23 protein-coding genes, 1 tRNA gene and 2 pseudogenes are annotated in these 24,207 nt (G+C 68.2%); 18 read left to right on the forward strand and 8 right to left on the reverse strand.

Annotated features, from left to right (window positions below):
• The first annotated feature begins 38 nt into the window (after positions 1 to 38).
• Positions 39 to 845 carry a nuclease-related domain-containing protein gene (locus TN53_RS27220; protein WP_046261313.1) on the forward strand — a complete coding sequence of 269 codons (807 nt, stop codon included), beginning with the start codon at positions 39 to 41 and terminating at the stop codon, positions 843 to 845.
• A 127-nt stretch (positions 846 to 972) separates the two neighbouring features.
• Here TN53_RS27220 and ligD read toward each other — a convergent pair whose 3' ends face one another.
• Positions 973 to 1,854, reverse strand: a complete 882-nt coding sequence (gene ligD / locus TN53_RS27225; RefSeq protein WP_046261314.1) for a non-homologous end-joining DNA ligase — start codon at positions 1,852 to 1,854, stop codon at positions 973 to 975.
• Positions 1,855 to 1,914: 60 nt separating this feature from the next.
• Here ligD and TN53_RS27230 point away from each other — a divergent pair, with 60 nt between their 5' ends.
• Positions 1,915 to 2,991 carry a Ku protein gene (locus TN53_RS27230; protein WP_046261315.1) on the forward strand — a complete coding sequence of 359 codons (1,077 nt, stop codon included), beginning with the start codon at positions 1,915 to 1,917 and terminating at the stop codon, positions 2,989 to 2,991.
• 46 nt (positions 2,992 to 3,037) lie between these two features.
• On the opposite strand, the gene TN53_RS27235 is transcribed toward TN53_RS27230, so the two are convergent.
• Together TN53_RS27235 and TN53_RS27240 are read right to left on the reverse strand one after the other, a co-directional pair.
• Positions 3,038 to 4,882 (reverse strand): beta-ketoacyl-[acyl-carrier-protein] synthase family protein, encoded by a 1,845-nt coding sequence (locus TN53_RS27235; RefSeq protein WP_095046757.1) that lies wholly within the window; start codon positions 4,880 to 4,882, stop codon positions 3,038 to 3,040.
• A gap of 144 nt (positions 4,883 to 5,026) precedes the next feature.
• Positions 5,027 to 6,319, reverse strand: coding sequence for an acyltransferase family protein (locus TN53_RS27240; protein WP_046261316.1), 1,293 nt, complete (start codon positions 6,317 to 6,319; stop codon positions 5,027 to 5,029).
• 733 nt (positions 6,320 to 7,052) lie between these two features.
• Here TN53_RS27240 and TN53_RS27250 point away from each other — a divergent pair.
• Positions 7,053 to 7,436: a DUF6083 domain-containing protein gene (locus TN53_RS27250; protein ID WP_046261318.1), complete on the forward strand. Its 384-nt coding sequence runs from the start codon at positions 7,053 to 7,055 to the stop codon at positions 7,434 to 7,436.
• 100 nt (positions 7,437 to 7,536) lie between these two features.
• Here the strand turns inward: TN53_RS27250 and TN53_RS47445 are convergent.
• Positions 7,537 to 7,627 (reverse strand) — tRNA-Phe (locus TN53_RS47445).
• Between the two features lie 105 nt (positions 7,628 to 7,732).
• Here TN53_RS47445 and TN53_RS47450 point away from each other — a divergent pair.
• The gene (locus tag TN53_RS47450; RefSeq protein WP_159038205.1) at positions 7,733 to 9,325 is read left to right on the forward strand and encodes a hypothetical protein; all 1,593 of its coding nucleotides are present in this window, start codon (positions 7,733 to 7,735) and stop codon (positions 9,323 to 9,325) included.
• 230 nt (positions 9,326 to 9,555) lie between these two features.
• Here the strand turns inward: TN53_RS47450 and TN53_RS47455 are convergent, their stop codons facing one another.
• Entirely contained in the window at positions 9,556 to 9,702 is a 147-nt protein-coding gene (locus TN53_RS47455; protein WP_159038206.1) for a hypothetical protein, read from the reverse strand.
• A 302-nt stretch (positions 9,703 to 10,004) separates the two neighbouring features.
• Between TN53_RS47455 and TN53_RS27255 the strand changes: the two genes are divergently transcribed.
• The gene (locus TN53_RS27255) at positions 10,005 to 10,319 is read left to right on the forward strand and encodes a hypothetical protein (RefSeq protein ID WP_046261319.1); all 315 of its coding nucleotides are present in this window, start codon (positions 10,005 to 10,007) and stop codon (positions 10,317 to 10,319) included.
• A 62-nt stretch (positions 10,320 to 10,381) separates the two neighbouring features.
• Here the strand turns inward: TN53_RS27255 and TN53_RS27260 are convergent.
• Positions 10,382 to 11,160, reverse strand: a pseudogene (locus TN53_RS27260) (transposase).
• A 109-nt stretch (positions 11,161 to 11,269) separates the two neighbouring features.
• Complete coding sequence (locus tag TN53_RS47460; protein ID WP_159038207.1) at positions 11,270 to 12,055, reverse strand: trypsin-like peptidase domain-containing protein; 786 nt, start codon at positions 12,053 to 12,055, stop codon at positions 11,270 to 11,272.
• Between the two features lie 290 nt (positions 12,056 to 12,345).
• On the opposite strand from TN53_RS47460, the gene TN53_RS27265 reads away from it, so the two are divergent.
• From TN53_RS27265 to TN53_RS27275, 3 genes are all read left to right on the forward strand, one after another.
• Positions 12,346 to 12,912 carry an HD domain-containing protein gene (locus tag TN53_RS27265; RefSeq protein WP_199924657.1) on the forward strand — a complete coding sequence of 189 codons (567 nt, stop codon included), beginning with the start codon at positions 12,346 to 12,348 and terminating at the stop codon, positions 12,910 to 12,912.
• A gap of 942 nt (positions 12,913 to 13,854) precedes the next feature.
• Positions 13,855 to 15,090 (forward strand): helix-turn-helix domain-containing protein, encoded by a 1,236-nt coding sequence (locus tag TN53_RS27270; protein WP_046261321.1) that lies wholly within the window; start codon positions 13,855 to 13,857, stop codon positions 15,088 to 15,090.
• A gap of 50 nt (positions 15,091 to 15,140) precedes the next feature.
• Entirely contained in the window at positions 15,141 to 15,650 is a 510-nt protein-coding gene (locus TN53_RS27275; RefSeq protein ID WP_267886565.1) for a flavoprotein, read from the forward strand.
• A gap of 216 nt (positions 15,651 to 15,866) precedes the next feature.
• On the opposite strand, the gene TN53_RS27280 is transcribed toward TN53_RS27275, so the two are convergent.
• Positions 15,867 to 16,250, reverse strand: coding sequence for a GntR family transcriptional regulator (locus TN53_RS27280; RefSeq protein WP_046261323.1), 384 nt, complete (start codon positions 16,248 to 16,250; stop codon positions 15,867 to 15,869).
• A gap of 568 nt (positions 16,251 to 16,818) precedes the next feature.
• Here TN53_RS27280 and TN53_RS27285 point away from each other — a divergent pair.
• The 10 genes and pseudogenes from TN53_RS27285 to TN53_RS27330 all read left to right on the forward strand — a co-directional run bounded on the left by TN53_RS27285 (position 16,819) and on the right by TN53_RS27330 (position 24,196).
• The gene (locus TN53_RS27285) at positions 16,819 to 17,109 is read left to right on the forward strand and encodes a hypothetical protein (protein WP_046261324.1); all 291 of its coding nucleotides are present in this window, start codon (positions 16,819 to 16,821) and stop codon (positions 17,107 to 17,109) included.
• Positions 17,106 to 17,438, forward strand: a complete 333-nt coding sequence (locus TN53_RS27290; protein ID WP_046261325.1) for a hypothetical protein — start codon at positions 17,106 to 17,108, stop codon at positions 17,436 to 17,438. The genes TN53_RS27285 and TN53_RS27290 overlap by 4 nt, the downstream gene beginning before the upstream one ends.
• Positions 17,435 to 18,325 (forward strand): DUF2637 domain-containing protein, encoded by an 891-nt coding sequence (locus TN53_RS27295; RefSeq protein WP_063776277.1) that lies wholly within the window; start codon positions 17,435 to 17,437, stop codon positions 18,323 to 18,325. The genes TN53_RS27290 and TN53_RS27295 overlap by 4 nt, the downstream gene beginning before the upstream one ends.
• A gap of 16 nt (positions 18,326 to 18,341) precedes the next feature.
• Positions 18,342 to 18,725 carry an RRQRL motif-containing zinc-binding protein gene (locus TN53_RS27300; RefSeq protein WP_046261326.1) on the forward strand — a complete coding sequence of 128 codons (384 nt, stop codon included), beginning with the start codon at positions 18,342 to 18,344 and terminating at the stop codon, positions 18,723 to 18,725.
• A 27-nt stretch (positions 18,726 to 18,752) separates the two neighbouring features.
• Positions 18,753 to 19,250 carry a hypothetical protein gene (locus TN53_RS27305; protein WP_046261327.1) on the forward strand — a complete coding sequence of 166 codons (498 nt, stop codon included), beginning with the start codon at positions 18,753 to 18,755 and terminating at the stop codon, positions 19,248 to 19,250.
• Positions 19,251 to 19,269: 19 nt separating this feature from the next.
• Positions 19,270 to 19,803, forward strand: coding sequence for a plasmid transfer protein TraA (gene traA, locus TN53_RS27310; RefSeq protein WP_046261328.1), 534 nt, complete (start codon positions 19,270 to 19,272; stop codon positions 19,801 to 19,803).
• Positions 19,804 to 19,860: 57 nt separating this feature from the next.
• Positions 19,861 to 21,884: pseudogene (gene traB, locus TN53_RS27315) on the forward strand (plasmid transfer protein TraB).
• 180 nt (positions 21,885 to 22,064) lie between these two features.
• Positions 22,065 to 22,373: a hypothetical protein gene (locus TN53_RS27320; RefSeq protein ID WP_046261329.1), complete on the forward strand. Its 309-nt coding sequence runs from the start codon at positions 22,065 to 22,067 to the stop codon at positions 22,371 to 22,373.
• Positions 22,374 to 22,387: 14 nt separating this feature from the next.
• On the forward strand, positions 22,388 to 22,822 hold the full coding sequence (ssb, locus tag TN53_RS27325) for a single-stranded DNA-binding protein (protein ID WP_046261330.1): 435 nt from the start codon (positions 22,388 to 22,390) through the stop codon (positions 22,820 to 22,822).
• Between the two features lie 87 nt (positions 22,823 to 22,909).
• Positions 22,910 to 24,196: a DNA cytosine methyltransferase gene (locus TN53_RS27330; RefSeq protein ID WP_046261331.1), complete on the forward strand. Its 1,287-nt coding sequence runs from the start codon at positions 22,910 to 22,912 to the stop codon at positions 24,194 to 24,196.
• The last annotated feature ends 11 nt before the right edge of the window (positions 24,197 to 24,207 follow it).

Here is a 24,207-nt window from a genome sequence, read left to right on the forward strand (position 1 = left end):
GCACCCCGCCTGTTCCCATGGTCAAGGGGTGATGGTGCATGAGCGGACTGCGCGTCATACCGACCTGGCGACACGGCCAGGAGCGGCTCTACGTGTGCCTGACGGACGGGCGGAACGTCGCCTGGTACGACCGTGAGGCGGCCCGGGTGAACCTGTTGAGCGAGGACCGCAGGGACGACGTACTCGAAGTCCTCGGTCCCTTCCTGACCGGCCCGGTGGCGGTGGGTCCGCCCCCGGTGCCGACACCGGCGGAGCTCGCCCGGCTCACCCTCCACCCGGACGACGACCTGGCGCCCAACCGCCCCGGTGAGGCCCTCCAGATCGCCCTCGACCGCGACCCGGGACCACCGCACCGGCTGCGCCCGGACCCGCGCCGCAGGGCGCTGCTGGCCGAGCAGGCGGTGGGGGAGGCGCTGGACCGGCTGGACGGGGCGGGCTGGCACGTCCTGCACTCGGTCCCGCTGCCCGGCGGCGATCGCGTCCACCATCTGGCGATCGGTCCGGGCGGCCTCTTCGCGATCCATTCGGTGTACGCCCGCAAGCAACGGGTGACGGTCGCCGACCCCATGGTCTCCCTGGGCCGCCGCGAGCCCCACCCGCTGCTGCGCCGCGTCCGCGCCGACGCCGACCGCGCCTCCTACGCCCTGACCGCCGAGGTCCACCCCGTCCTCGCCCTCGTCGGACCGACGGACGTCCGGATCACCGCCCCGCCGAGGGAGGTCCGGATCATCGCGGACACGGAGGTGGAGAGCCTGGCCCGGCTCGGCGGGATGCTCAAGCCGGCGGACGTGGAGGCCCTGCACGCGATGGCGCGCGACCGGCACACGTGGACCTCCGGCGGCTGAGCCGACGTCCGGTGCGGCTCGACGACGTCCTGCCGTCGGCCGTCCGCGGCGCCGTCGTGGCTGGTCGCGCAGTTCCCCGCGCCCCTTCAGGGCGCTGCCGAACCGTGGAGGACTTCACCCGACCCGCTTAGGGCAGTCGAGCGGCGTCGGCGGTATCGAAGAGCGGGGAGAGCAGGTCGCCGTGGTCCTGGAGGCGGGGCGGGATGTCCGTGGCGAGGAAGGTGAGGTGGCCGGGTGACCGGCACGCCTCGACCTCGTCCCAGGTCACGGGGGCGGAGACGGTGGGCTCCTGGCGGGCCCGCAGGGTGTAGGGCGTGGCGGTCGTCTTCCGGGCCGCGTTCTGGCTCCAGTCGACGAAGACCTTTCCGGGCCGCAGGCTCTTGGTCATCCGGTGCACGGCGAGGCGGGGGAGGGCGCGCTCCGCGGCGACCGCCAGTTCCTTGGCGTACTCGCTCACCCGTTCGGAGGGGGTGGGGTGCACGGCGCCCAGCAGATGCAGCCCCTTGGACCCGGACGTCTTGGCGTACGCCTCGATCCCGTCCTCGGCGAGCCGCTCCCGCAGCCAGAGCGCGACCTCGCAGCAGTCGACGACGGTGGCCGGAGAACCGGGGTCGAGATCGAAGACGAGCCGGTCGGCATGGCTGGGCCGCTGGATCAGCCACTGGTGCGTATGGAACTCCGTGACGAGGTTCGCGGCCCACATCAGGCTCGCCAGGTCCTGGACCAGCACCATCCGCGCCGGCCCCTCCGACCTGGGCACCTCGGCGGTGGTGACCCAGTCGGGCGTACCCGGTGGCACGTTCTTGGCGAAGAACACCTGACCCTCGGGGCCGTCCGGATACCGCAGGAAGGACAGCGGCCGGTCCCGCAGGTGGGGGAGCAGGACGTCGGCGATGGTCGCGTAGTAGTGCAGCACCTCGCCCTTGGTGAACCCGGTCGCGGGATACAGCACCTTGTCCAGATTGCTGAGCGCGAGCCGGTGCCCGTCCACCTCGGTGATCGGCGTCATACGATGAGAATCCCACGGAATGGTCGGATAACGCCCTAATAGCCTTTATGTTCCTGAAAGGTGCTGATCGTGCGATCCATATGGAACGGCGCCATCTCGTTCGGCCTGGTCAGCATCCCCATCAAGCTGGTCAACGCCACCGAGAGCCACTCGATCTCCTTCCGCCAGATCCATCTGGAGGACGGCGGCCGCATCCGCTACCGCAAGGTCTGCGAGCTGGAGGAGAAGGAGGTCGGCTCGGCCGAGATCGGCAAGGGCTACGAGGACGCCGACGGCACGATCATCCCGATCACCGACGACGATCTCGCCCACCTCCCCCTCCCCACGGCCAAGACGATCGAGATCGTCGCCTTCGTACCGGCCGACCGTATCGACCCGCTCCAGATGGACGCCGCGTACTACCTCGCGGCGGGCGGCGCCCCGGCGGCGAAGCCGTACACGCTGCTACGGGAGGCGCTCAAGCGCAGCAACAAGGTCGCCATCGCCAAGTTCGCGCTACGAGGCCGGGAGCGACTGGGCATGCTGCGGGTCGTGGAGGACGCGATCGCCATGCACGGGCTGCTGTGGCCGGACGAGGTCCGGGCCCCGCAGGGCGTCGCACCCGACACCAAGGTCACGGTGAACGACAAGGAGTTGGACCTCGCGGACGCGCTGATGGACACCCTGGGCGAGATCGACCTGGACGACCTCCACGACGAGTACCGCGAGGCCCTGGAGGAGGTCGTCGCCGCCAAGGCGGCCGGCGAGACCGTGCCCGAGGCTCCGGAGCCCGCGAAGGGCGGCAAGGTCCTCGACCTCATGGCCGCCCTGGAGAAGAGCGTCCGCGACGCGAAGGAGTCCCGGGGCGAGGAGCCCGCGGAGGTCCGCCACCTGCCCCAGCGCAAGTCGGCACGCGCCACACCGAAGCAGGCGGGGGGCAAGAAGTCGACGGCGACGGCGACCGCGGCTGCGAAGAAGACGACTGCTTCCGCGAAGAAGACGGCGGCGTCGGCGAAGAAGTCGACGGCGACGAAGAAGACGGCGGCGAAGAAGACGGCGTCGAAGTCCACGGCGTCGAAGTCCACGGCGTCGAAGTCCACGGCTTCGGCGAAGAAGACGACAGCAAAGAGGGCAACACCCCGCAAGCGCTCGGCCTGAGACGAGCCGGCTGTCCCTTCCCACACCGCGGCCCGGCGGTGCCGAACTACCCGGGCCCGAGCCCGAGCCCGAGCCCGAGCCCGAGCCCGAGCCCGAGCCCGAGCCCGAGCCCGAGCCCGAGTCCGAGCCGCCGCAAGGCCAGTACCGCGTTGTGCCCCCCGAACCCGAACGAGTTGCTGAGCGCCAGGTCGCCGTCGGTCGGCAACTCCCGCGGCTCCCCGAGCACCACATCCAGCCCGACCGCGTCGTCGACCTCCCGGCACCCCACGGTCGGCGGCACCACTCCGTGATGCAACGTCAGCACGGCAGCAACCGCCTCGACCCCACCCGCGGCCCCCTGCAGATGCCCGAGGTGCCCCTTCAACGCGGTCACCGGCACCGAGCGTCGCCCCAGCACGGCTCGCAGAGCACCCGCCTCGGCAAGGTCCCCCTCCACGGTCGCCGTCGCATGCGCGTTCACATGGACGACGTCCACGACGTACCCACCCGCATCCCGCACCGCCCGCCGCACGGCCAGCGCGACCCCGCTCCCGGAGGGATCGGGCGCGGCCATGTGATGCGCGTCGGCGGAGAGCCCCCACCCGGCGGCCTCGCAGTAGATCCGCGCACCGCGGGCCCGGGCATGCTCCTCGGCCTCGAGTACGAGCACCCCCGCGCCCTCTCCGTTCACGAACCCGTCCCGATCCTTGGCGAACGGCCGCGAGGGCGACCCCTCAGCGAGCCCCGCCTGGGACAGCGCCCGCATGGAGGCGAACGAGGCCATGATCGCCGGCGTGACGACAGCCTCCGCGCCACCCGCGAGAGCGAGGTCGACCCGGCCGTACCGTATGCGGTCGATGGCCTGCCCGATCGCCTCGGTCCCGGAGGCGCAGGCGCTGGTGACGGTCCGGGCCTCGCCGGTGATATGCAGGTCGAGGGAGACCTGGGAGGCGGCCTGAGAGGGCACGGTCATGGGTGTGGTGAGCGGTGAGACCCCACGGGGCCCCTTGTCCCGCAGCTTCCGGTCCCCGCCCACGAGCACGGACGCGTCCCCGAGGATCGCCCCGAGACTCACCCCCACTCGCGCCGGGTCGAGCCCGCTCTCGACCGTCCCGCCGTCCGTGAACCCGGCATCCCCCCAGGCCTCCCGCGCGGCCAGCACGGCGAACTGGGCGGCACGGTTCATCCGCCGAGCGGCAGCGCGGGGCAGCAGCGTGACGGGATCGACGGGTACGGTCCCGGCCACCCGCACCGGCAGCTCACGGAACTCCTCGTCGTCCAACTCCCGTATCCCGTGCCGTCCGTCGAGCAGCCCCCGCCACAGCTCGTCGACCCCGACACCGAGCGGAGTGACGGCCCCGAGCCCGGTGACGACGACCCGTCGAGGTCCGGCGGCGGCGGCCTCGCGCGCGGGCCGAGGGTGATGCCGTACGACGAACCCCTCCCGGTCCGCGTCGGCGGCCCACCGCCGCACGTCACGGTCGGACACGGGCGACTCGGCACAGTGATCGAGATCCCGATGCCAGACCCCCCACCGCCGTACGAAGGTCACCTCGACGGCACCCGGATCGACGGCCCGCAGGGACCCCACCCGGTCCCCGTCCCGGAACTCGACGTCGTCGAGAGGGGGCGAGGACAGCCGGGGCACAGCGGCGACATCCATCCGCCGGCAGGCGACGGTCACCGGCCGTTCCCGCCCGAGCACCTCGTCGCGGTCCACACCACCCAACGGGGGCCGCAACGTCAGCCGGATCGTCTCCGGCGACTCGGGCAGCGTGTGCGTGACGACGTACCAGCGCGGCCCCTCGACATCCTCCGGCGCCAGGGCGAGGAGATCCCCGGGGATGACCTCGGCGGCGCTAACGGGATGGGGATTTATCGGTACTTGCGGATTCTCGGACGATTTGGACATATCCGTACATGCTTCCTGTGGTCCGAACTGCCTTGCGGCAGGCCGTCCCGAGTGAACTGGACGAAAGCCGGAAAGGCCATAGTTGAAAGGGAAACATGCCCGGTTGCTTGCACTCCGCAAACAGGCCGCGAAACGGACCCGTCGTCAACTCACCTCAGTCGCCGATGAGTTGCCGGACGCGACTGTGGATGATCTGTGTGGAAGGTCACGGTCGCACACAGGCCGATCACCGCCCGGCATCACCAGCGCGGTACCCACCGCCAGCCCGAGCGCCGACAGCAGGGGAAACCGCCCGTCAGGAGCGAAGCCGTGCACGGCGAAACGAGCGAGAGACACGACGGCGAACGCCAGCCCGAGCCAGAGTGTCCAGGAGCGACCCTGTGCCGGGAGCCGAGCCCGCCCATGGATCCCCGTCAACGGCCGTACCCCCGCCACCACCCCGGCCATGACGACCCCGAGCACCACCAGCCATGGCACCCGCAGCCCCCACCAGCCGAGCGATCCGAGCGCGGGCTGGGGCGCGAGCCCGGTCAGATAGAAGCCGGCGGCCACGATGAGCACGGGCAGCATGTGCCACAGATAGAGCGTCATGCTGGCACCCCCGACACTCCGGACCACCCGCCACACCCGCTCCCGCGCGAGCACCCTCCTGAGGAGCGGGGCGAGCAGAAGGCACCCGCCCACCTGGGCCACCACCCAGGCGAGCATGGCGAGCGAAGGCGGATCGGTGTTGCTGGGTTCCTGCCCGGTGACCCGGATGAGACTGACGGGATAGGGCCCGAGGGCGACGAGCCCGACAAAGGCCGCCCCACCACAGCCCACCAGCGCGAGGCCCTTCCCCCGCAGCAGACCGTCCCGCCAGCAGAAGCCGAGCTGATAGGCGACACCCCACACGAGGACGTAGCCGAGAAGCCCTCCGTACGGCACGTACGCCACCACTCCGGCGACCACCCCCATCCCGGCCGGCACGAGCAGCCCCCACCGCAGATGCGCCGCATACAGCAGCGGCGTCAGCGCGCCGAGCACCAGATACACCGGCAGAAACCAGAACTGCATCGCCATGGCCCACCCGACGAGCTCGAGCGTGCCGGAATCCACCCCGACGGCCTGACACACCGCTACGGCGACCAGCACGAGGCCGCTGTAGATCCCGGCCGGCACCAGCAGCCGCAGCGCCCGCCGCCGCACCCACCCCGAGACGCCACCGCTCGCGGCGGCCCAGGACCCACCCGCCGCGTACCCTCCAGCCAGAAAGAACAGCGGCATGATCTGAAACCCGAGCGTCAGCCACTGCGTCCACGGAATCTCGGCGAGCAACTCCGGCGCACGGATCGCCCCGTCGGGCTCCCGCACGAGCGCGGTGATGAGCCAGTGCCCGACGACGACCGACACGATCGCCCAGGCACGCAGGAAGTCGACGTACCGATCTCTGCCCATGCCGGTGATGCTGCCATCAACTACTTCACCCAGCCCCCGACTTGGCGAAGCCGCCCGGAGACTGGGCCGGTCCCTGCTCCGACGTCTCAGCGGCGGCCGTCACCGCAGGCACGCTCGGGAGCCGGCTGTCACCGCCGTAAAGCTCCAAGTCCCGTCCGTCCGTGCGGCGCAGGGTTTCGACCCCGGCCGGATCGCGACGGTGGACCGTCGCCTCCTCGAGCAGGCGCGACGGTCGAACAGCACCTGACGCATCGTCAATTTCTCGGCGTCAGAGGACAGTTGAGCCTCCAGCGCCCACACCTCTTCATACAGGAGCAGTGCGTCGAGCAACGTCGACAGATGCGCCGGCCGCTCCGCCGTGCCGGGCGTCACAGCCCCCATCGACCGACGCTCCACGGGCGTGCAGACGCCCGCCCTCGAGCAGCCTCGCCGCCGCCTCACACGACGTCGTCTGGTCGATCAGAACGCCACTGGCCCCCACGGCAACCTCCCCGCAATCCCGGCTTCAAATGGGCGACCAGCTCCCCGACTTGAGGTCCACACGCTTGCCGCCGCGTAGGCAAAGCCTCACCTGGACCGGGGTGCTCAGTGAGGTCTCGGCCGCGCACTGTCGGTCGTCAGTTGCGGGGCGCACCTTCCGCGTTGTGCGTCGTTTCAACAATGGGTGCACGCATCAGGCATTCCGTCCGAATCCCCTCTTCGCACGGGGGCCTGGGCTGTCGACCCTCGCGATATGGGGGCTTTGGACGAGGGACCACGCAGGTTGGAGCGCGGGCGGTCACGCTGCCTCTACTGCGGCTTGTCGGCCGATCGCGTGGCGACGCTGGAGTACGACTGGGTGCTGCTCGAGCCGGACATGGAGCCGTTGGCCCACACCGTGCCGGCGGAGCATCGATGGATCGAGTTGTCCGACGGGCGGGTGACGGTCTACGGCGTGTGCCCGCCGGACCCCTTCCAGCGCTGCCGCATCGAACACCGACTCGCCTGCTCGGCCCAACCCCTACCCGACCTCTGGCCATGGCTGACAAGCCTGCGGGGCGAGAACGGTCGCCGAGCAGACCGACACCAGACTCCGGACCCGCCTCAGCCCCCGGAGACACTGCCGGACGCCGGGTGAGAACGCCTCGATCCCGCGGTGCCCACGGCTCACACATACGCGAAGACCCCGCACTCAGCATCACTGCTGGTTACGGGGTCTCTGGGCACCTCATACAGGGTGCCCCCGGCAGGATTCGAACCTGCGCACACGGCTCCGGAGGGCGTGCTCCAGTTCGTTTCGAAACCCAACTTGACCTGGTCGTTTTCGGCGACGACGTCGATGAAGTGCTGATCTCTATCGCATACCGTGCAGAGAGGAGGCCTGCACTGTGTGGTGGCGTGTCGCCAGTGGCACGGCTTCCCGAACGGGCGTTGATGCCGCTCGTGGTCGCCGGACTGATCGCATGGCGCTGGCTCATGAGTGCGACGATCAAAATCGCCTGCCATCCAGCTATCTTGACGCGTATCGTCAGTGGGATGCGATTCAATTCTTCAGGCGATCGCCGCCGCAGATCAGAGTTTGCATGGCCTGATGACGCCAGCGATGATGCACGCGAGTTGTTCGAACCGCGACCCCCACTCCGCAAAATTGTGGTTCTGGTGGATCACGAGATTTTGGTGGACGATTCCTCACCGTGGTCCAAAGAGGCACTGCTGACAGGGTTGCTAACTCATCCGTACGTTCAGGTGGTGAGGTACGCGGATGACGGCCCGCCTCCTTCTGCTGCGCGAATTACCTCTCCGTGGGGCGGAGAACACGTGCCAGGATGGGCTGTGCTACATCAGAGGCATGAGGACGGCGAGGTGCGGGGATTTATCACGGGAGATGAACAGAGTGTTTCGGGGCATGCAATCTATGGAAATTCTGCACTCATAGCCCGCAATGATAGAAATCACCCCGCCTACAGCAGCTTGGCGCCCGATGAGGCACTTAAGCGACGAGAGGCAGACGTGCTCGGCGCTAGAGTTGCGGAGGAAATTTCTGCCGATCTTTATATCACGCGCCGTGACTACCTTTCCGGTGAAGCGAAATATAAAGCTAAGAACGTGCTGCTATGCACTCCGGAGGAAGCTCTGCCGCTATTGGGCCTGTACCTGCGGCGGCAAGGGGTCTTCATCTACTTCCGAGGCGTTGACGGGAAGTTTCAATATCGCTGCAGTCGGCGACTTTATTTCTTTACGGGCGCCTTGGAGTTGCTGCCGTCGATGTGGCGATGGTCGACCGCTTTCGGGCAGTACGCACTTGCGGCTAATGATGACACTCTTCCGGCGCTTAGTAGTTCGCTTGTCCAGCGGGTGGAGCGAGCGCTGCAATCGCGAGATGAGCTATTTGCCGCGCTCAACATGCATGGGAATCGCGATTCTACGGATGATGCGCTGCGCAGTCTCGACACGGCCCTAATTTTCCTAATGGGTGCTCTTGATGCATCGGCGCGCGCCGCTCATCGAGTGCTCGGCATTTCCGTGACTCCGCGGAATGCGGGATGGCAGAGCCGTAATTGGCTGGAACGAGTGGCGGTTACGGCCCCGAAACTTGCAGCAATTTTTGACGAAGGCTCGGAAGCGCAGCACTTGCTTGAGATCCTGCGAAAATTCCGCAATTCTGTACACGGTGAAGCTCTAAGTCCTCTCACCGTCAAGGAAGGGAGTGACCCTGAACGTATCCTGGTCAGTCTGCCTCGGGAGGACTTGCAGGCTATCTTGAATTCTATGGATGCTCTGGGTGGACGAGACGCGTGGGGAGTGGAGTCACACTGGGACAATCACATGCATGCCGGGCCGGGGACTCTCCTCGGGGAAACGCTCGAACGAGTCGTCTCCGTATTGAACAGGATCATGCAAGAGACTCCGGTTGAGAGCCTGCAGGGCGTGCATGTCACGCCAGCTCAGTGTATGCCTCCAAATGATCCGAGTGGTAGATATTCTGACATGAAGCGAGAAGGAATTCGCTGGCAGTTGGGATTCTAAAGGTTGTCCCGTAATGCAGTGGACGGGTGTCGGTGGGTCCTGACTCGCTGATGCTGGATCAAGTATTAGCAATCTTCCAAACACGTCCGCCGGTCCCGCTGGTCTCGTGCTCGGGTTGATGCTTGACGCGGCTCGTCAACCATCCGCCGGAGCCAGACAGTCCGTGACATCGCGCTTGCGTGCAGTCGATCTTCATACCGCATATCTGCAAGTCTGGGCCGGGCCCAAAGTTAGTCCAGCAGATCGGCCACGATCTCGCGGGCGGCGCGGGCTCCGGCGACGGCGGCGATGCGGTCGCAGTCGCTCATGTCGGCGGCGGCGGTGGCGGTGGCGATCAACGTCTCGGCGCCGTACAGCGCGTCGATCGTCAGGCGCACGCGGGCGACCTGTGGCCCGGGAAGGGGCAGCTAGTTGGCGGTCTCCGACAGCATGAGCGCCAGCGAGGCGGGCGCCCACACTGTCGCCAGGCCATCGTCGGGGTCTCAGGCATGTAGATCTCCATTATGGAATCGGATCGGGAATTTCGGAAACGCACGCACGTGCTATGCCAACCGGTGTCGCTAGCGCATCGCAAGGAAGTCCATCTCCAGGGTCCTACACGTGTGTTTAATCGTGGCCGTCGCGCGCGACGAACCACATGCGGTGCGACACGAACGCATACGGTTGATAGGATGAAGTTGTGACCTACGACCCAGACGGCGACCCCGCCGCGTTCGATCCCGCAGACCTCGACGCGGTGGACGCCTGGCTCGACGACCCAGTCGTGAGCGCGCTACATGAAGACCTCGGGCGACAGTTCCGTGCGCTGCCACCAGAGCAACAGTTGGCCAAACTCGTCCCGGAGTTGGAGAAGGCGCAGGCCCGGTACGACGAACTCGCTAGCGCGGTCGCCGAAGCGCCCGTCGAAGATCCTCGCCGGTTCCTGCTCATTGCGATGGGTGATGACGTGGAGAAGTTCCGCACCCGCATCAACGAACTCGGCGGCAGCGCCTAAAGGTTGTCCTGTAATGCAATGGACGGGTGTCGGTGGGCCCTGACTCGCTGCTGCTGGTCCGCTCAGATGGTCATGGTCAGGTTGCGCATCAACGCGATGGCGCGGGCGGCGTACCACACCCCTTCCTTTGCGGCGGCAGTCGCGCAGGATTTTCCAGGTCTTCATGTGGGCCAGGGCGTGTTCGACGCGGGCGCGTACTCGCCGGTGCACCGTGTTCAGTTCCTGCTTCCACGCCGGAAGTGGCGACTGGCCGTCGCGCGGCTTGCGGTAGGGCATGATCACCTCGTGGTTTGCCCTGGTAGCCGCCGTCCGCCATCACCGCCGCGCCCCGGCACTGCCGCTTGACGCCGGACTCGGTGTAGGCGCGGGTGTCGTTGCGATTGCCGGGCAGCGGCTCGCCGACCACCACGGTCAGGCGGGTGTTGGCGTCGATGACGACCTGCAGGTTGGCCGAGTAGCGGTAGTTCTTCGAGCGGGCCGACAGATTGCGGTCGTGGGTGGGTACCAGCGTGCCGTCCACGATCAGCACCGTGTCGCTCGGGTGCTGGCCCTCGACCTGCGCCAGCACCAGGTATCCGGCCAGGTGCTCCACGATGCGCCCGGCCGCCGATTTGGAGACCCCGAACAGCAGCGCGACCTGTCGCAGCGTCAGGTTCGTACGGTAGTAGACGGCCACTAGCAGCACCCGGTCGGCCAGCGGCAACCCCCATCGCCGACCCGCACCGCACTGCTGGCCGCCGCGGTCGGCCGCCAGGCCCACCAATGCGCGGAACTGCCACTCGGACAAGCCGGTGAACACCGGGCTCCACGACGGCTGGTCGGCTCTGATCACTTGCTCCACGCCGGGATTAACGATCGGCACGCCCAACGATTACGGGACAGCCTTTAGTTGACTCGTCAGTAATGAAATTCGTGTAGCGGTCGGGCGGTGTAATGTACCGCTCTCACCCTTATCGATTCCCGTTCAGTGAATTATCTCCCCTGTGTCGCGCGACAATTAGCTCTGCAACCGTATGAAATTTCCATACGCGCCCGATGTCAGATTCACTATTGATGCGTCCTGAATAGACCCCGAGCAGGTTTCCTGCTGGTCCAGATAGGAAACCGGTTTTGCCGTCTGCCATCTCGGTTGCGCCACCCGGGGAGTAGGCGAGGACTGGAGATCCGGATTGGCCTTGACGCGTACGCGCGTCAATCAAAAAGCAAGGGAGGAGGTCGTAGTCAACCTCCGGCTCGGAGGCGATTGCGCCCTTGGTCCAGATCGGTAGCGACCCTCCAGCAGATTGGCCAAAGGGAAAACCGATGATATTTACCCAATCTGAGATGCCGGCTCGGAGCGTGGATTTCATGACCTCGGGTCCGTAGGGCTGAATGTGGACACCTTTAGTATTGGTGAGCGGAAGCGCTACAACATCAACTCTCCTGCCGTAGTCGGGGTGCTCGAACCACAAAGGCCGTCCTTCGCTGTCGATCAAAGGTTCATCGAAGTCATCCCAGTTGACTTCTTCTGAGGTGACTTTAGTCAAATGTCTAATAGTCAAGGTGTCCGGTGTTGCGCCTGATTTTGCCATTGGCTGGCCGGTGATCGGGTTCCTTCCGCTGGCGACGTGCCAATTTGTCACCAGGAAGGGCTGGCCGTCGTGCATTACAGTAAAGCCAGTAGCGGAACTTAGCGGGATGTTATTGGTTTTACTGGAGAGCAGTAGCGATCGCGTGGATGGCGGAGCTAGAGCCACAGGAGTGCTCCTTTGTCGGTAAAAAACAAGTTGAGGGCCGGGATCCACGGCGCCTCGGAGTGGGCATGCCGCCATGTAACACCATGGACCTCGATTAAGTCTGATGCTTTGCAGATTTGGTGGGAGCTGGTCTGGCATGGGAACTGAGTGAGGGGAGCGAGACGCGTAGGTCGTCGGTGGCGGCGATTTCCCCAGAGGGGAGGTAGCGGCCTGCCCGCCGCAGTTCATGGCAACGAGCGAACGGTGCGTGCTCTCCCGACGTCCACCGTTCGGCCGTACTCTTGGCCGCTATGGGAATGACTGAGTGGGCTTACTCGCTCTCGGAATCGCTGTTGTCTGATCCGCTCCCGCGTCGCTGGGCGCACTCACTGGGGGTCGCCAAGCGTGCTCGCTCTTTGAGCCCCGTTTTGGGCGACGATGCCGAGTTGCTGGAAGTCGCCGCAGTCCTGCACGACATCGGCTACGCGCCCGCTTTGGCCAAGACCGGATTCCATCCGCTTGACGGCGCTCGCTACCTCCGGACCGTTGCGAACGCCGACGAACGGGTCGTGCGCTTGGTCGCCCACCATTCCTGTGCGTGGATGGAGGCCGAGGCTCGCGGCCTGCGCGAGGAGCTGGAGGAGGAGTTCCCTCGCGAGAGCGGCCAGCTCAATGACGCGCTGTGCTACTGCGACATGAACACCACGCCCGACGGAACCCCCACGAATCCCGTGGACCGGATCAACGAAATCACTCGTCGCTACGGGCCCGACAGCTTGATTGGGACATTCATCCGCCGCGCCGAACCCGAGATCCTGGCGTGCACCGGTCGCGTGCTCGAAAGGGTCGCGGCGGTGAAGCGCCAGCCAGGGGAGTAGCTGAACAGCTGCGCAGTGGCACGAACGATGGCTGCGCGAGTCTCCCCGAACACTCGCTCCGACCTGGTGAAGCGAGTGTGTGATCTCCTCAAAGAGTGGGGTAGCTAGCCCCCGTCATTGGCGGCCTAGGGCCAGCACGTGCTTGTCAGCTTCGTGCTGGAGATGGGTCTCCGGACGGCGTGGGAGACGTGGAACCGAGGAAGCCGTTGTCCACAACCAGGAGGGGAGGAGCGTCCGCCGGCGGCGGGGATTTGATGCCGTCCAAGACGCGGGCAATCTCGTCGTACATACGCACGGCCTCTGCAAGACCGTCCCCACTCGGGGGGTGCGCTCGCCAATCCAGTACGCGCATGTAGTCGGCGAGTTGATGTCCGCTCAGGCGCACGCGGGAGAGTTCTCCAGACCCTCCGGTGATCTTCGCACCCTTCACCCCGTCTCGCCCGTGGCGGCTGCTTCCGTCGCTGTCCGTATCAGCAGACGTCAGGTCCCAGAGATCCCGGCGGCACTCGACGTAGAACACCTCGATTCCTGCTGCTTTACGCAATCGCTCCTGGTGCCCCGCTGGTGTCTTTGTCGTCGCAGAGCCGCAACTAGACAGCAGCACCGCCACGACAACTGCTAAGCCACCCTGCACCACACCACGCTTACTCATCACGCCCCCCAGGTGTCGACTCACGCCAGGATTGCGAAAGAGCAGGTCTTACGGCAGGGCGCAACCAGGTGGGCAGACGGCGCGTTCGGGGGCGCATCGGTCCACTGCCTGTGGACACGGGCGCATTTCTCAGGCGCCGCGGGCGGCGCTTCTTGAGCCCGGACATTCTGTCCGGGCTGTCATGCGGTGGCCGCCGCAATCTGACCTTGGCGGCGCTAGGCGCCCTGCCCGCCCCGCCACCTGATCGGTACCGTGAAGGATGCCCCTACTCCACCGGGAGGCAGCACCACATGCGTGGTCTTGGAGATCACCTCAGCATCGGCGAGCGCATCGCGTTCTACCGAAAGCGGCGCGGCTACACGCAAGAGGTGCTGGCTGGCCTGGTCGGTCGTAGCACCGACTGGCTCGCGAAGATCGAGACCGGGCGCCGCAAGCCGCCTCGGATCGACATGCTCACGGATCTTGCTCGCATTCTGCGGGTTCCTCTCGGGGATCTGCTCGGTCAAGCCGTGCTCATGGAAGACGAACGGCAGCAAGACGACGTCCCCGCCGTGCGTGATGCGCTCATGAGTCCGCGTCGTCTCTCACGGCTGCTCTTCGGGCCCGCCGTTGAGGCTCAGCTCCCTACGCCTGCACCTGCCGCCGTGCGTGTGGAGCAGGCATGGAACGACTACCAGGGCGGACGACTCAGCAGCGTCATTGCTGCGCTCCCTGCCCTGCTTCAGACGGCACAGGAGTTGGAGGAGCGAGCAGGCCGGCGTGGTGAGGACCGGGGCGATTGCTGGGCAGTATCGGCCCGGACTCACCACCTCGCGGCTACGACACTCGCGAAGATCGGAGAGTCGGATATCTCGTGGCTTGCCGCCGAGCGCGCGATGCGAGCCGCTGACGAGTCGGACGATCCGCTCGTGCTGGCGTCCGCGGCACGGTCTGGCACACACGCTCTGCTTGCCAACGGGCGCTATGACGATGCCCTCGAACTCGGCAACACGGCCGCCGCATGGCTGTCGTCTCAAGTGACCGAGCACGATCCGGCGGCGCTAAGCCTATTGGGGATGATCCACCTGCGCGCCGCGGTCGCGGCGGCGCGGCATCAGGACCGCTCCACCGCTACGGGGCTGTTGGACCGTGCCGAAGAACTCGCGGATGACCTCGGGTCGGATGAGAATTACTGGCACACCGGGTTCGGGCCGACGAACGTCCTGCTCCATCGCCTGTCCGTTGAGCTGGATCTCGACAACGTCTCGTACGTCGTGGAACACGGCCGGATCAACGTTGACCACATGCCGCAGGAGCGCAGCGTCTCGCACCGCATCGACTATGCGCGTGCCCTGTCGCTCGCCGGCCAGGGCGACGCCGCGTTCGCGGAGCTGCGTACCGCTGAGCGCACGTCGCCGCAGCTTGTACGCAACAATCCGAGGGTGCGCGAGACGCTGCGGGATCTGATCAAGCAGTCCCCCGTGACCGGAGGTTCGCGTTCGTCCGAGGTGTTTGTGATGGCGCAACGGTGCAGGGCGGTGCAGTGAGTTCAGGCAAGCGCGGGGTGCTCGGAGTCGTCGGCTCGGCAGCTGGGGGAGTGGAGGCGCTCCGGACCGGCCTTGTCGAGCCTGCGATAGACCGTGGTTGGCAGGTGGCCGTGACCCTGACGCCAACCGCTGGTGAGTGGTTGCGGATGACCGGCGAAGTTGAACGGTTGGAGAAGCTGACTGGGCTGCCCGTCCGCGATGCACCGCGGGTTCCTGGGGAGACTCGACCGCACCCGCCGGTTGACTGCTACGTGGTTGCGCCGGCGTCAGCCAACATGGTCGCAAAGCTGGCTTCGGGTGTGATGGACAACCAGGCGCTGACGCAGGTGGGCGAAGCCATCGGCACGCTCGGCTTGCCGGTCGTCGTCTTCCCTCGGGTGAACGCGGCTCACGCCCGCCACCCGGCTTGGCAGCGACACATCGACGCCCTGCGGGCAGGAGGCGTCCACCTCGTGTATGGGCCAGAGGCCTGGCCGCTGTACGAGCCGAGGGAGGCGCCAGCAGGGCGGGAGCTTCCGTGGCGCGCCGTGCTGGATGCCGTAGACGACGCCATGGGGTGACACATCGTCAACCTGCCTGGCCTGCAAGGAAAGAGGACCCGGACAGTCTGTCCGGGTCCTCTGCCGTGTGTGGCCACATGCTCGTAGACATGCCAGGGATCAACGAGCGAAACGACGAGTCGGGAGGGCTGACGCCCGCAGAACTCGCTTTGATCAAAGCGGGGTTGAGCAAGGCGCGCGCCACAGTCGAGCGGCTGTTGCAGCGCGCGGACGAACTCACTGTGAGGGCGGAGGCTTGCTGCCTACGAGTTGCTCAAGACGCTCCAGGCGCTCACCGAGCAAGCGGAGGGCGTCATGAATCGTGCTGAGCTCTTCGGAGAGGGCAGCGTAGGCGGGGCTGCTTCCCGGCTCCGTGCCGAGGGGTACCGACGGGTCGCGGACGAACGTCCCGCGCCCCTGCTGAGTGAGCACAAGCCCCTCTTCGCGGAGCTGGCCGTACGCGCTCTGCACGGTCATGAGCTGCACGCCGAGGTCCTTGGCAAGCTGACGTGCTGCGGGCAGGCGGGAACCGGGTTCGCGCTCGCCATCTGTGATCTCTCTGCGGTATCTCGCAGCGATGTCCTTAGCCGTCGGCTTGGGTGCGTCGGGACTCGAATCCATAGCCCCGAGGGTAACCGGACCTAGGTCAATCTCAGGCCGGGCGTGGCGAAGCCTCTTGACAGTCAGATTGACCTAGGTCAATCTGAAGTCGTTCCGGTACGGGATAGCTCGCTTCCACAGGGGCCCTGAGCTGGTCGTTCCTTGACAACTCCACAGCGTGACAAGCCGACGGGGTGAGATTCCCCGTTCCCGCAGCGGCCCGGGTGACGGCCGCCGGCGGCCACTTCCCCGCGCACCGGCTCTGGAGAACAGCCCTCGGGATCATCCCTTCCTCACGGGAGGTCAACCCGTTGGATGCCACCTGGTGTGCGCCGCCCTGCTGGCGTCAGAGCAGTGACGATGACGCACCCGGCCTTCCCGGCTCGGGGCCAGTCCGCCGCCGCAAGCGGCGGGCCGGCGAAGCCGGTTCCCTTCCTCGCCCCGCTGGTTGCACGTTCGGGTTCGACTCCCGACCGGGGCACTTCGGCCCGCCGCCTCTGCGGTGGTGGCCGCTTCTCGGGCTGGCCGCCCTCTCGCCAACGTTTCGCGGCCCCCGGCTCTCTCCGTCCCTTCGACTCAGGAGCAAGCCATGCATAGCTACGTCTCCGGCCACCAGGCCGACACAACGGAAGACTTCCTCGAACTTGCCCTCGGTACCCCGGTTGACCTGTGGCTCGGAGTCCAGGGGGAGACCGAGGAGGAGCGCGCCGCCCGGCTGGACGCGGCCCGCGACATCCTCGCCGACTACCCCGAGCTTCCCGACCGCGCGGTGCAGGTGGCTGCGCGGACGCTGGACGAGGCGGGCCTGCTCCGCCTGGCGCCCCTGCCCACGCCCAACGCCGCCCGTCGCCGCAGCCTGCGGACGGGAGTGGCCGCGTGAGCCAGAACCTGACGCTGGAGGACCTGGCCGCGCCGATGCGCGCACTGCGCCTGCTGGCCATCGACTTCGGGCACCTGCCCGCGCCAACCGTGAGCATCTCGCCCATCTACCCCGACCGGTTGGAGCTTGCGCTCCACTCCGGCTTGCTTGACTTCGAGGCCTGGCGCGAGGCGCTTGATGCCGCCCCCGGCGACGTCGAATACCGCGTACAGGGCGACGGCCGAACCAGCGTTCTGCGCACGATCGCTGCCTACGCGGGTGCAGAGCTGGAGTTGGTCGGCTACGGCGACATCGCCGTCCCGGTGCTCGCGGAAGCGGGTGCGGCATGAACGCCCCGGCTCGCGTCGACGCCTCGTTGACGCCCGGCAAGGCGCCGTCGACGCCCGTCAATGTAGACCGCGCCATTACCGCGCTCGCGGCGGTGCTCACGGTGGTGCTGACCGCGGTGGCGTTCTGGCTCTCGTACGAGCACTTGCAGGAGGTTGCCGCCCGGCACGGCATGCAGGAGGCGGTGGCCCGGTCGTGGGCCTGGCCCGCCACGGTGGATCTGTTCATCGTGATCGGGGAACTGCTGATCCTGCGTGCCTCGCTCGCCCATCGGGTCGACTGGTGGGCAATCGCCCTGGTCACCGCAGGGGACGGCGCCTCCATCGCGCTGAACGTGGCCGGGGTCGGGCAGGACGCCAACGCCCTCAACTACGTGGTTGCAGCGGTCCCGCCGGTGGCCGCTCTGCTGGCGTTCGGCGCGCTGATGCGGCAGGTGCACGCCTACCTCGCCCGACGGGCGATGACGGGCGTCACCACCCCGCCGACGGGCGTCGAAGCACCGTCGACACCCGTCACGGTGCCCGTCGACGTGCTGCCGCCCGTGTCGACCGCATCGGCGAATCCAGTGTTGGATCCGGTGTCCGCGGCTCCGGTGGAGCCGGTGGCGATCGAGACCGTGTCGACGCCCGTCACCCCGGATCCGGTCCCCGTCGCCAAGTCGTCGACGGTCGTCGACCTCTGCCTGCCGGTGATCTACGCGAACCGGGTGGACCAGTTGGTGCGGGCGCTGTACGGCACCGACTTCACGCAGCCGAGCACGACCCGCATGACGATGGCGATGGCCGGAGCGGGGCTCGGGGCGTCGGAGTCGACGGCCCGTACGGCGCGCGGCCGGGTCAAGGCGCGTGAGCCGTACCTGGCCGACTTCCCCGCCGCGATCGCCGGTTGAGCGGGAGGCCCGCGTCATGTCTCACGCCTATGGTCGCTGCTTCGATCCGACCGGCGCTCGCTACGGCATCCCCACCTACCCGTTCCGCCTGGCCCCCGACGGTCTGGCCACCCGGCGACAGCTTCGCGCGAAGGGGCTGCGTCCGGGTGGCCAGCCGATTGCTGCTCAGGTGATGCGGGCCAACCGGCGGGCCGGGGGCGTGCAGGTTGCCTACCTCTACCGGATCGATCTGGCCAAGCCGGTCCGTCCGATGACCTCCCGCAAGTGGGGTGCGCTCGCGCTGGCGATGCTCGCTCGCCGTACCTGCCCCCGCTGCCTGCTCGATGTCGGCTACTGCATCCCGCGCTCGTACGGCATCTGCGGGATGTGCCTGGTCGCCGAGGAACAGCGCGCTGCCTGAGTCCTTCAACTCCCAAGGAGCTTCGCTATGTCCAGTCGTACCCGTACCCGCAAGGTGAAGACCGCCGCAGGCGTCCACACCGTCCGGCTCCCGCGTCAGCGCGGGCGCCGCGCGCAGCCGTTCGTGGTCGTCGTCCCCGAGCATCCGTCCCTGACTCGTGAGGCGCTCGGGTTCGTGGGCCGTGGGCTGTGGATGGCCCGGCATGCGCTCGCCCCGACCGGCCTCGCCCTGCTGGCCCTGGTGGTCACCGGGCTGCTGCACGTCATCGCCTGGTGGTCGGCTCTCGTGCTCGCCCCCACGGCCATAGCACCGGCGGTGTGGTTCGCCGTCGTGCAGCGCTCGCGCCCCGCGCAGGGTTCCACGCTGGCCTGGCGCATCGCGCTGGCCGTCTTCGCCACGCTCGCGTTCACGTGGGCCGCGTTCGCCGCGGGGTTCGGGCCGTGGGCCGGTCCGCTGCCGCTGCTGTGGCTGCTCACGGTGATCGTCGCTCAGACCGCGTGGCTCATCGTCCGCCGCACGCACTGACCCGAGGAGACCTGCTCTGATGGCAACCCCCACGCAGAACGGCACCACCAACGGCGCGGCCGGCAACCCCAAGGGCAACAAGTTCGCCAACGCGGGGGCCGCCGCCGGCGGGCTCTTGGGCGGGCTGGGCAGTGCGTTCACCCCGCCGATCAACATCAACATCAACCGGAACCAGACCATCGGAGGCGGCTCGCAGGCCGGATCCCTGCTGCCGGCCCCGGAGTTCAACTCCCCGGCGCAGGTCCGCAACTACTGCAACACCCTGCGCGCGGCCGGCGTGACGCTGTCCATCGAGGTGGCGATGGCCGCGGAGATCCTCGAAAGCGTCCTGGCGGTGGTGCCGGACCCGGACGGGCGGCCGTTCGGCTCCCGGATCCGGGCCAAGAAGGTGGCCCGCAGGATGAAGCGCTCCGCGGACCACCTGCGCCACGCCGCCCGGGACGCCGCCGCCTGCTACTCCGCGTTCCAGCAGGAGTACGAGGAAGAGATCAATCGGGTCCGTCACCGGGCCCGGCGTCCGCAGCAGCCGGTCATGAACTGGGCTCAGCAGTAAGGAGGTTGGCCGATGAGCAGGAACCGAAACAGCATGACGACCCCCTACCCCGACGGCATGACCGGCTACGTCATGGACCCGCACGGCGGGCCGGAGAACGGCACGGTGCGCGCCTACCTGCTGCACAAGGCCAAGCCGCACCTGCCGCCGTGGCTCGGCTGGGCCGGAACCGGTCTGGTCGGCGCGTTGGGGCACTGGCGGTGGCCGGACAACGCGGCCGCCGGCGTCGGCCTCACGCTCGCGTCGGTGGCGCTGACCGGCGTCACCTGGGCCGCGGGCAAGTCGACCACCAAACAGCGCCGCCTGCACTCCGCGGTCACCGTCGCGTGCGGCTCCGCATGGGTCACGGCCGCGTGCCTGGCCGGACCGACGGCCGGGCCGGTCGATGACCTGTATCTGATGGGCGGGCCGGCGGTGGCCCTGTCCTGGAACGTGCGCCAGGTCCTGCGCCACAACGTTGAAGGCACGCCGGGTAGTTCGGACGGTGGTCTGCTGGAGAAGGTGGGGTTGGCGCGGGCGCAGATCGGGGCGGCGAAGGTGGAGCCGAACCGGGTCACCGCGCCGCTCGCGCTGCAGCCCGGCGAGCAGACCAACGAGGACGTCACCAAGGCGCTGGCGCGGATCGCGTCCGCGCTGGACCTGCCGACCTCCGCCATCCGCTACACCCCCGACGCGGGTTCCGCACGCCGCGGCGAGCTGGTCATCGTGCCGGAAGACATGCTCGCCGAAGTCGTGGAGTGGGAGGGCCCGTCCAACCTGGGCGGCTCGATCGCCGAACCCCTGGTTCTCGGCCGCTACGACGACGGCTCCGCGCTGGTGATGTGGCTGCCCGGCGACCCGGAAGTGGGCCGTAACTCCACCCACGGTCTGATCGCGGGCGGTACCGGCTCCGGCAAGGGTGATGCCGCCCTGAACCTGCTCACGGAGGTTCTCTCCCGCCGGGACGTCATCGTGTGGTTCTCCGATCCCAAAGCCTTCCAGGACTTCGCTCCGGTGCGGGCCGGGCTGGACTGGGCTGCGGAGGGCGGCTCGCAGACCGAGGTCATGGTCGCGGCCGTGGAGGCGGTCATCCCGGCGCGCACGCGGTGGCTCGGCTCGCACGGCTACCGCCAGTGGGTTCCCGCCGCCGCACAGGTGCAGAAGACCCGGAACATTCCTGCCGCACGGACGGCCGCGCCTGTGGCTGTGCGGGGATGCCGTTCCTGGTGACCTGGTTCGAGGAGGCCGCCAACACCCTGCGCGCGTTGGGCGATGACACGTTCACCGGCATCGCGCAGGAAGCCCGGTCCGCCGGAATCTCCCTGATCGTGTCGTTGCAGCGCCCGTCGTACGACCAGATGTCCACCTCCACCCGCGCCTCCCTGCCCTCCGTGATCGCGCTCGGCTGCGACCCGCGGGATGAGGGGTTCTCGCTGCCGGAGACGGTCCTCGACGCGGGCGCGCACCCCGGGGCGTGGGGCAACCGGCGACCGGGCTACTGCTACGTCGTCTCGCCGGGCATCGACGAGGCCCGCTACCCCTCACCGGGCCGCACCCGGCGCTTCAGCCTCCGGGCCGTGCCGGTCATGGAACGCCTCGCCGCATGGGCGCAAGCCAACGGCGCGGTCGCCGACCCCGTCACCGCGGGTGCGGCCTCTTCCGTGGCCGGACGCGCCTACACCGGCCGCACCGCTGCCGACGACGACGGCCAGCAGCCGACCGGGCTGCGGGTTGTCCGCGAGGAGGAGGACGACATGGACGACGCCGGGCTCCTGGTCGATCCCGAGGACGTGGACATCGACCCGGAAGAGGAGTTGCCGGAGCCGGAGGAGGGTGACGACACCCCGCTCTTCGGTGAGGAGAGCGGCCGCAAGCCGTCTCCGGAGGAGGCGCGGCGGTTGTTCGCTGCCGCGCTGGCCGAGTTCGAGGACGCGGGCCAGATGATCGTGGGCCCGAAGGACTTCATGGACTGGTGCGACCGCAACAACCTCTCCCGCCCGTGGGTGTCCGCCCGCCTCAAAGAGGCCGCGATCGAGGGCCGGTTGGAGCCGACGAACGCCACCGGACGGTGGCGCATCGTCCCCACCCCGCAGGCCGCCTGACACCAGCCTGACGCCTGACACCGTCACGACCCCCTGACACCCAAAACCCTAGGCAAACCCGCTGTCAGAAACGCGTGACACCCCTTCCTGACACCCCCTGACACCTGACGCTGACACCCCACCCGCACGGGCCCACGCCTCACACCGGCGCGGGCCCGCGGCCTACCCGAGGGAGGCTCGATGTCCGACCGTGACCCGCCGGGGATCCTCGCCCCGCACATCCCCGCCGACGCCTACCGCCGCGCCGAAGCCACCGGAGCGCCAGTCGTCATCGTCGTCCAGGGCAGTACCCACCACGGCATCCCGTGGCACCGAATCCTGATCCCCCTCGCCGTCGCCGCGGCTGCCGCCCTCGGCACCTGGGGACTGGTCGTCGCCCTGTGCGCGCTGCTCGATGCCGCCGCCCACGCCGCCACCGTCATCGCCGGCGCCGCCGGACCCATCGGCGTCGGCGGCATCACCCTCAAACTCACCCGCTCCAAGCACTGAACCAGGGAGACAGCATGTCGCTCGGAGAGACCCCGGTCACGATCATCGGCAACCTGACCGCCGACCCGGAGCTGAAGTTCACCGACTCCGGCCAGGCACTCGCCAAGTTCACCATCGCCTCCACCCCGCGCACCTTCGACAAGGACGCCGGCCAGTGGAAGGACGGCACATCCACGTTCTTCCGCTGCGCCGCCTGGCGCTCGCTCGCCGAACACGTCGCCGAGTCCCTCACGAAGGGCTCGCGCGTGGTGCTCTCCGGCCGGATCCGTCAGCACAACTGGCAGACCGATCAGGGCGAGAACCGCTCCATGCTCGCCGTGGAAGTCGACGACATCGGCGCCTCGCTCCGCTTCACCACCGTCGCCATCAACGGCAAGACGGGCGACAAGCCGGACGCCTCTGGCGACCCGTGGAACACCGACGGAAACGCCGACAAGCCCCCGTTCTAGATGCGCCCGGGGCGGTCGCCCTCTCGCCAAAGAATCGCGACCGCCCCGGCTCTCCCGTCCCTTCGACAGAACCGGAGACCTCCCAGCATGACCCATCGTCCCGCCGTGCCGCCGGAGGGCGGCAACATCAGCCTGTGCACCGGCTCCGGTGCGCTGGACCTGGCCGTGGAAGCCGTCACCGGCCTGCCCACGGTCCTGGTCGGCGAGAAGGACCCGGCCGCCTCTCGCCTGCTCGCCACCCGCTTCCTCCACTCGCGCAACCTGGGTGACATCACCGCCGTCGACTGGCCGGCGCTGGCCGCCGAGGTTGCGCGTCCGGCGGCGCTGACCGCCGGTTTCCCCTGCCAGGACATCTCCAACGCCGGACCTCGGGGAGGGATCGCCGGTGACCGATCAGGCCTGTGGAAAACCATCGCCCGAGCCATTCGCCACCTTCGACCCCGACTCGTCTTCCTGGAAAACGTCGCCGCCCTCCGAAGTCGGGGACTCGACGTCGTCGCCGCCGACCTGGCCGCGAGCGGGTACGACGCGCGGTGGATGTGCCTACGCGCTGGAGATCCCGAAGTCGGAGCCTGCCACCGGCGCGACCGGTGGTTCGCCGTCGCGTATCCCGCTGCTGAAGACCCCCACCTCCCAGTTGGGCAGGAACGGGGGACCGCAGCATCCGGACAAGCGCAAGACGGGCGGGCACGGGCCGACGCTGGAGGACGAAGTGGTCTTCTTGCTGCCCCCGGCCGGGGCCTGAGGCTGTTGCCCACCCCGGCCGCCGCCGACGGCACCGGCGGTCCCGGCCTCTCGCCCAAGCGCCAGGGTGGGATGAATCTGCGCACCGCCGTGACCCTGCTGCCGACTCCGGCCGCGCGGGACTGGAAGTCGGGCGCCTCCAACCTGATCGGCACCAACTCGCGCCCGCTGAACGAGGTGGTCGTCAACCTGCTGCCGACTCCGACCGCCGCCCGCTACGGCCGCAACCGCTCCGCATCCGAGGGTGCGAGCTCGCGCCCGTCGATCGAGTACCTGGCCCGCGACCTGGCCGACGGCTCGCGGTGGGTGGCCACCAACGGCACCGACTACGGCCCCGCCATCCGGCGTTGGGAGCAGGTGCTGGGACGCCCGGCGCCGGAGCCGACCGAGCCGGGCATCAAGGGCAACCGCCGGCTGTCCCCGGCGTTCGTGGAATGGATGATGGGCGCCGATCCCGGCTGGGTGACCGGCCCGGACCTGGGCCTATCCCGCTCCGACCAGCTCAAGATCCTCGGCAACGGCGTGGTCATCCATCAGGCCGCGCTCGCCTACCGCACGCTGCTGGCCGCCGAATCCGCACCCGAAGCCGTGGACCCCGAACCGGCCCAGCTCGCTCTGGACATCGCCTGAAGACGCCCGGA

It is taken from the genome of Streptomyces sp. WM6386, assembly GCF_000972385.1.
GTDB lineage: Bacteria > Actinomycetota > Actinomycetes > Streptomycetales > Streptomycetaceae > Streptomyces.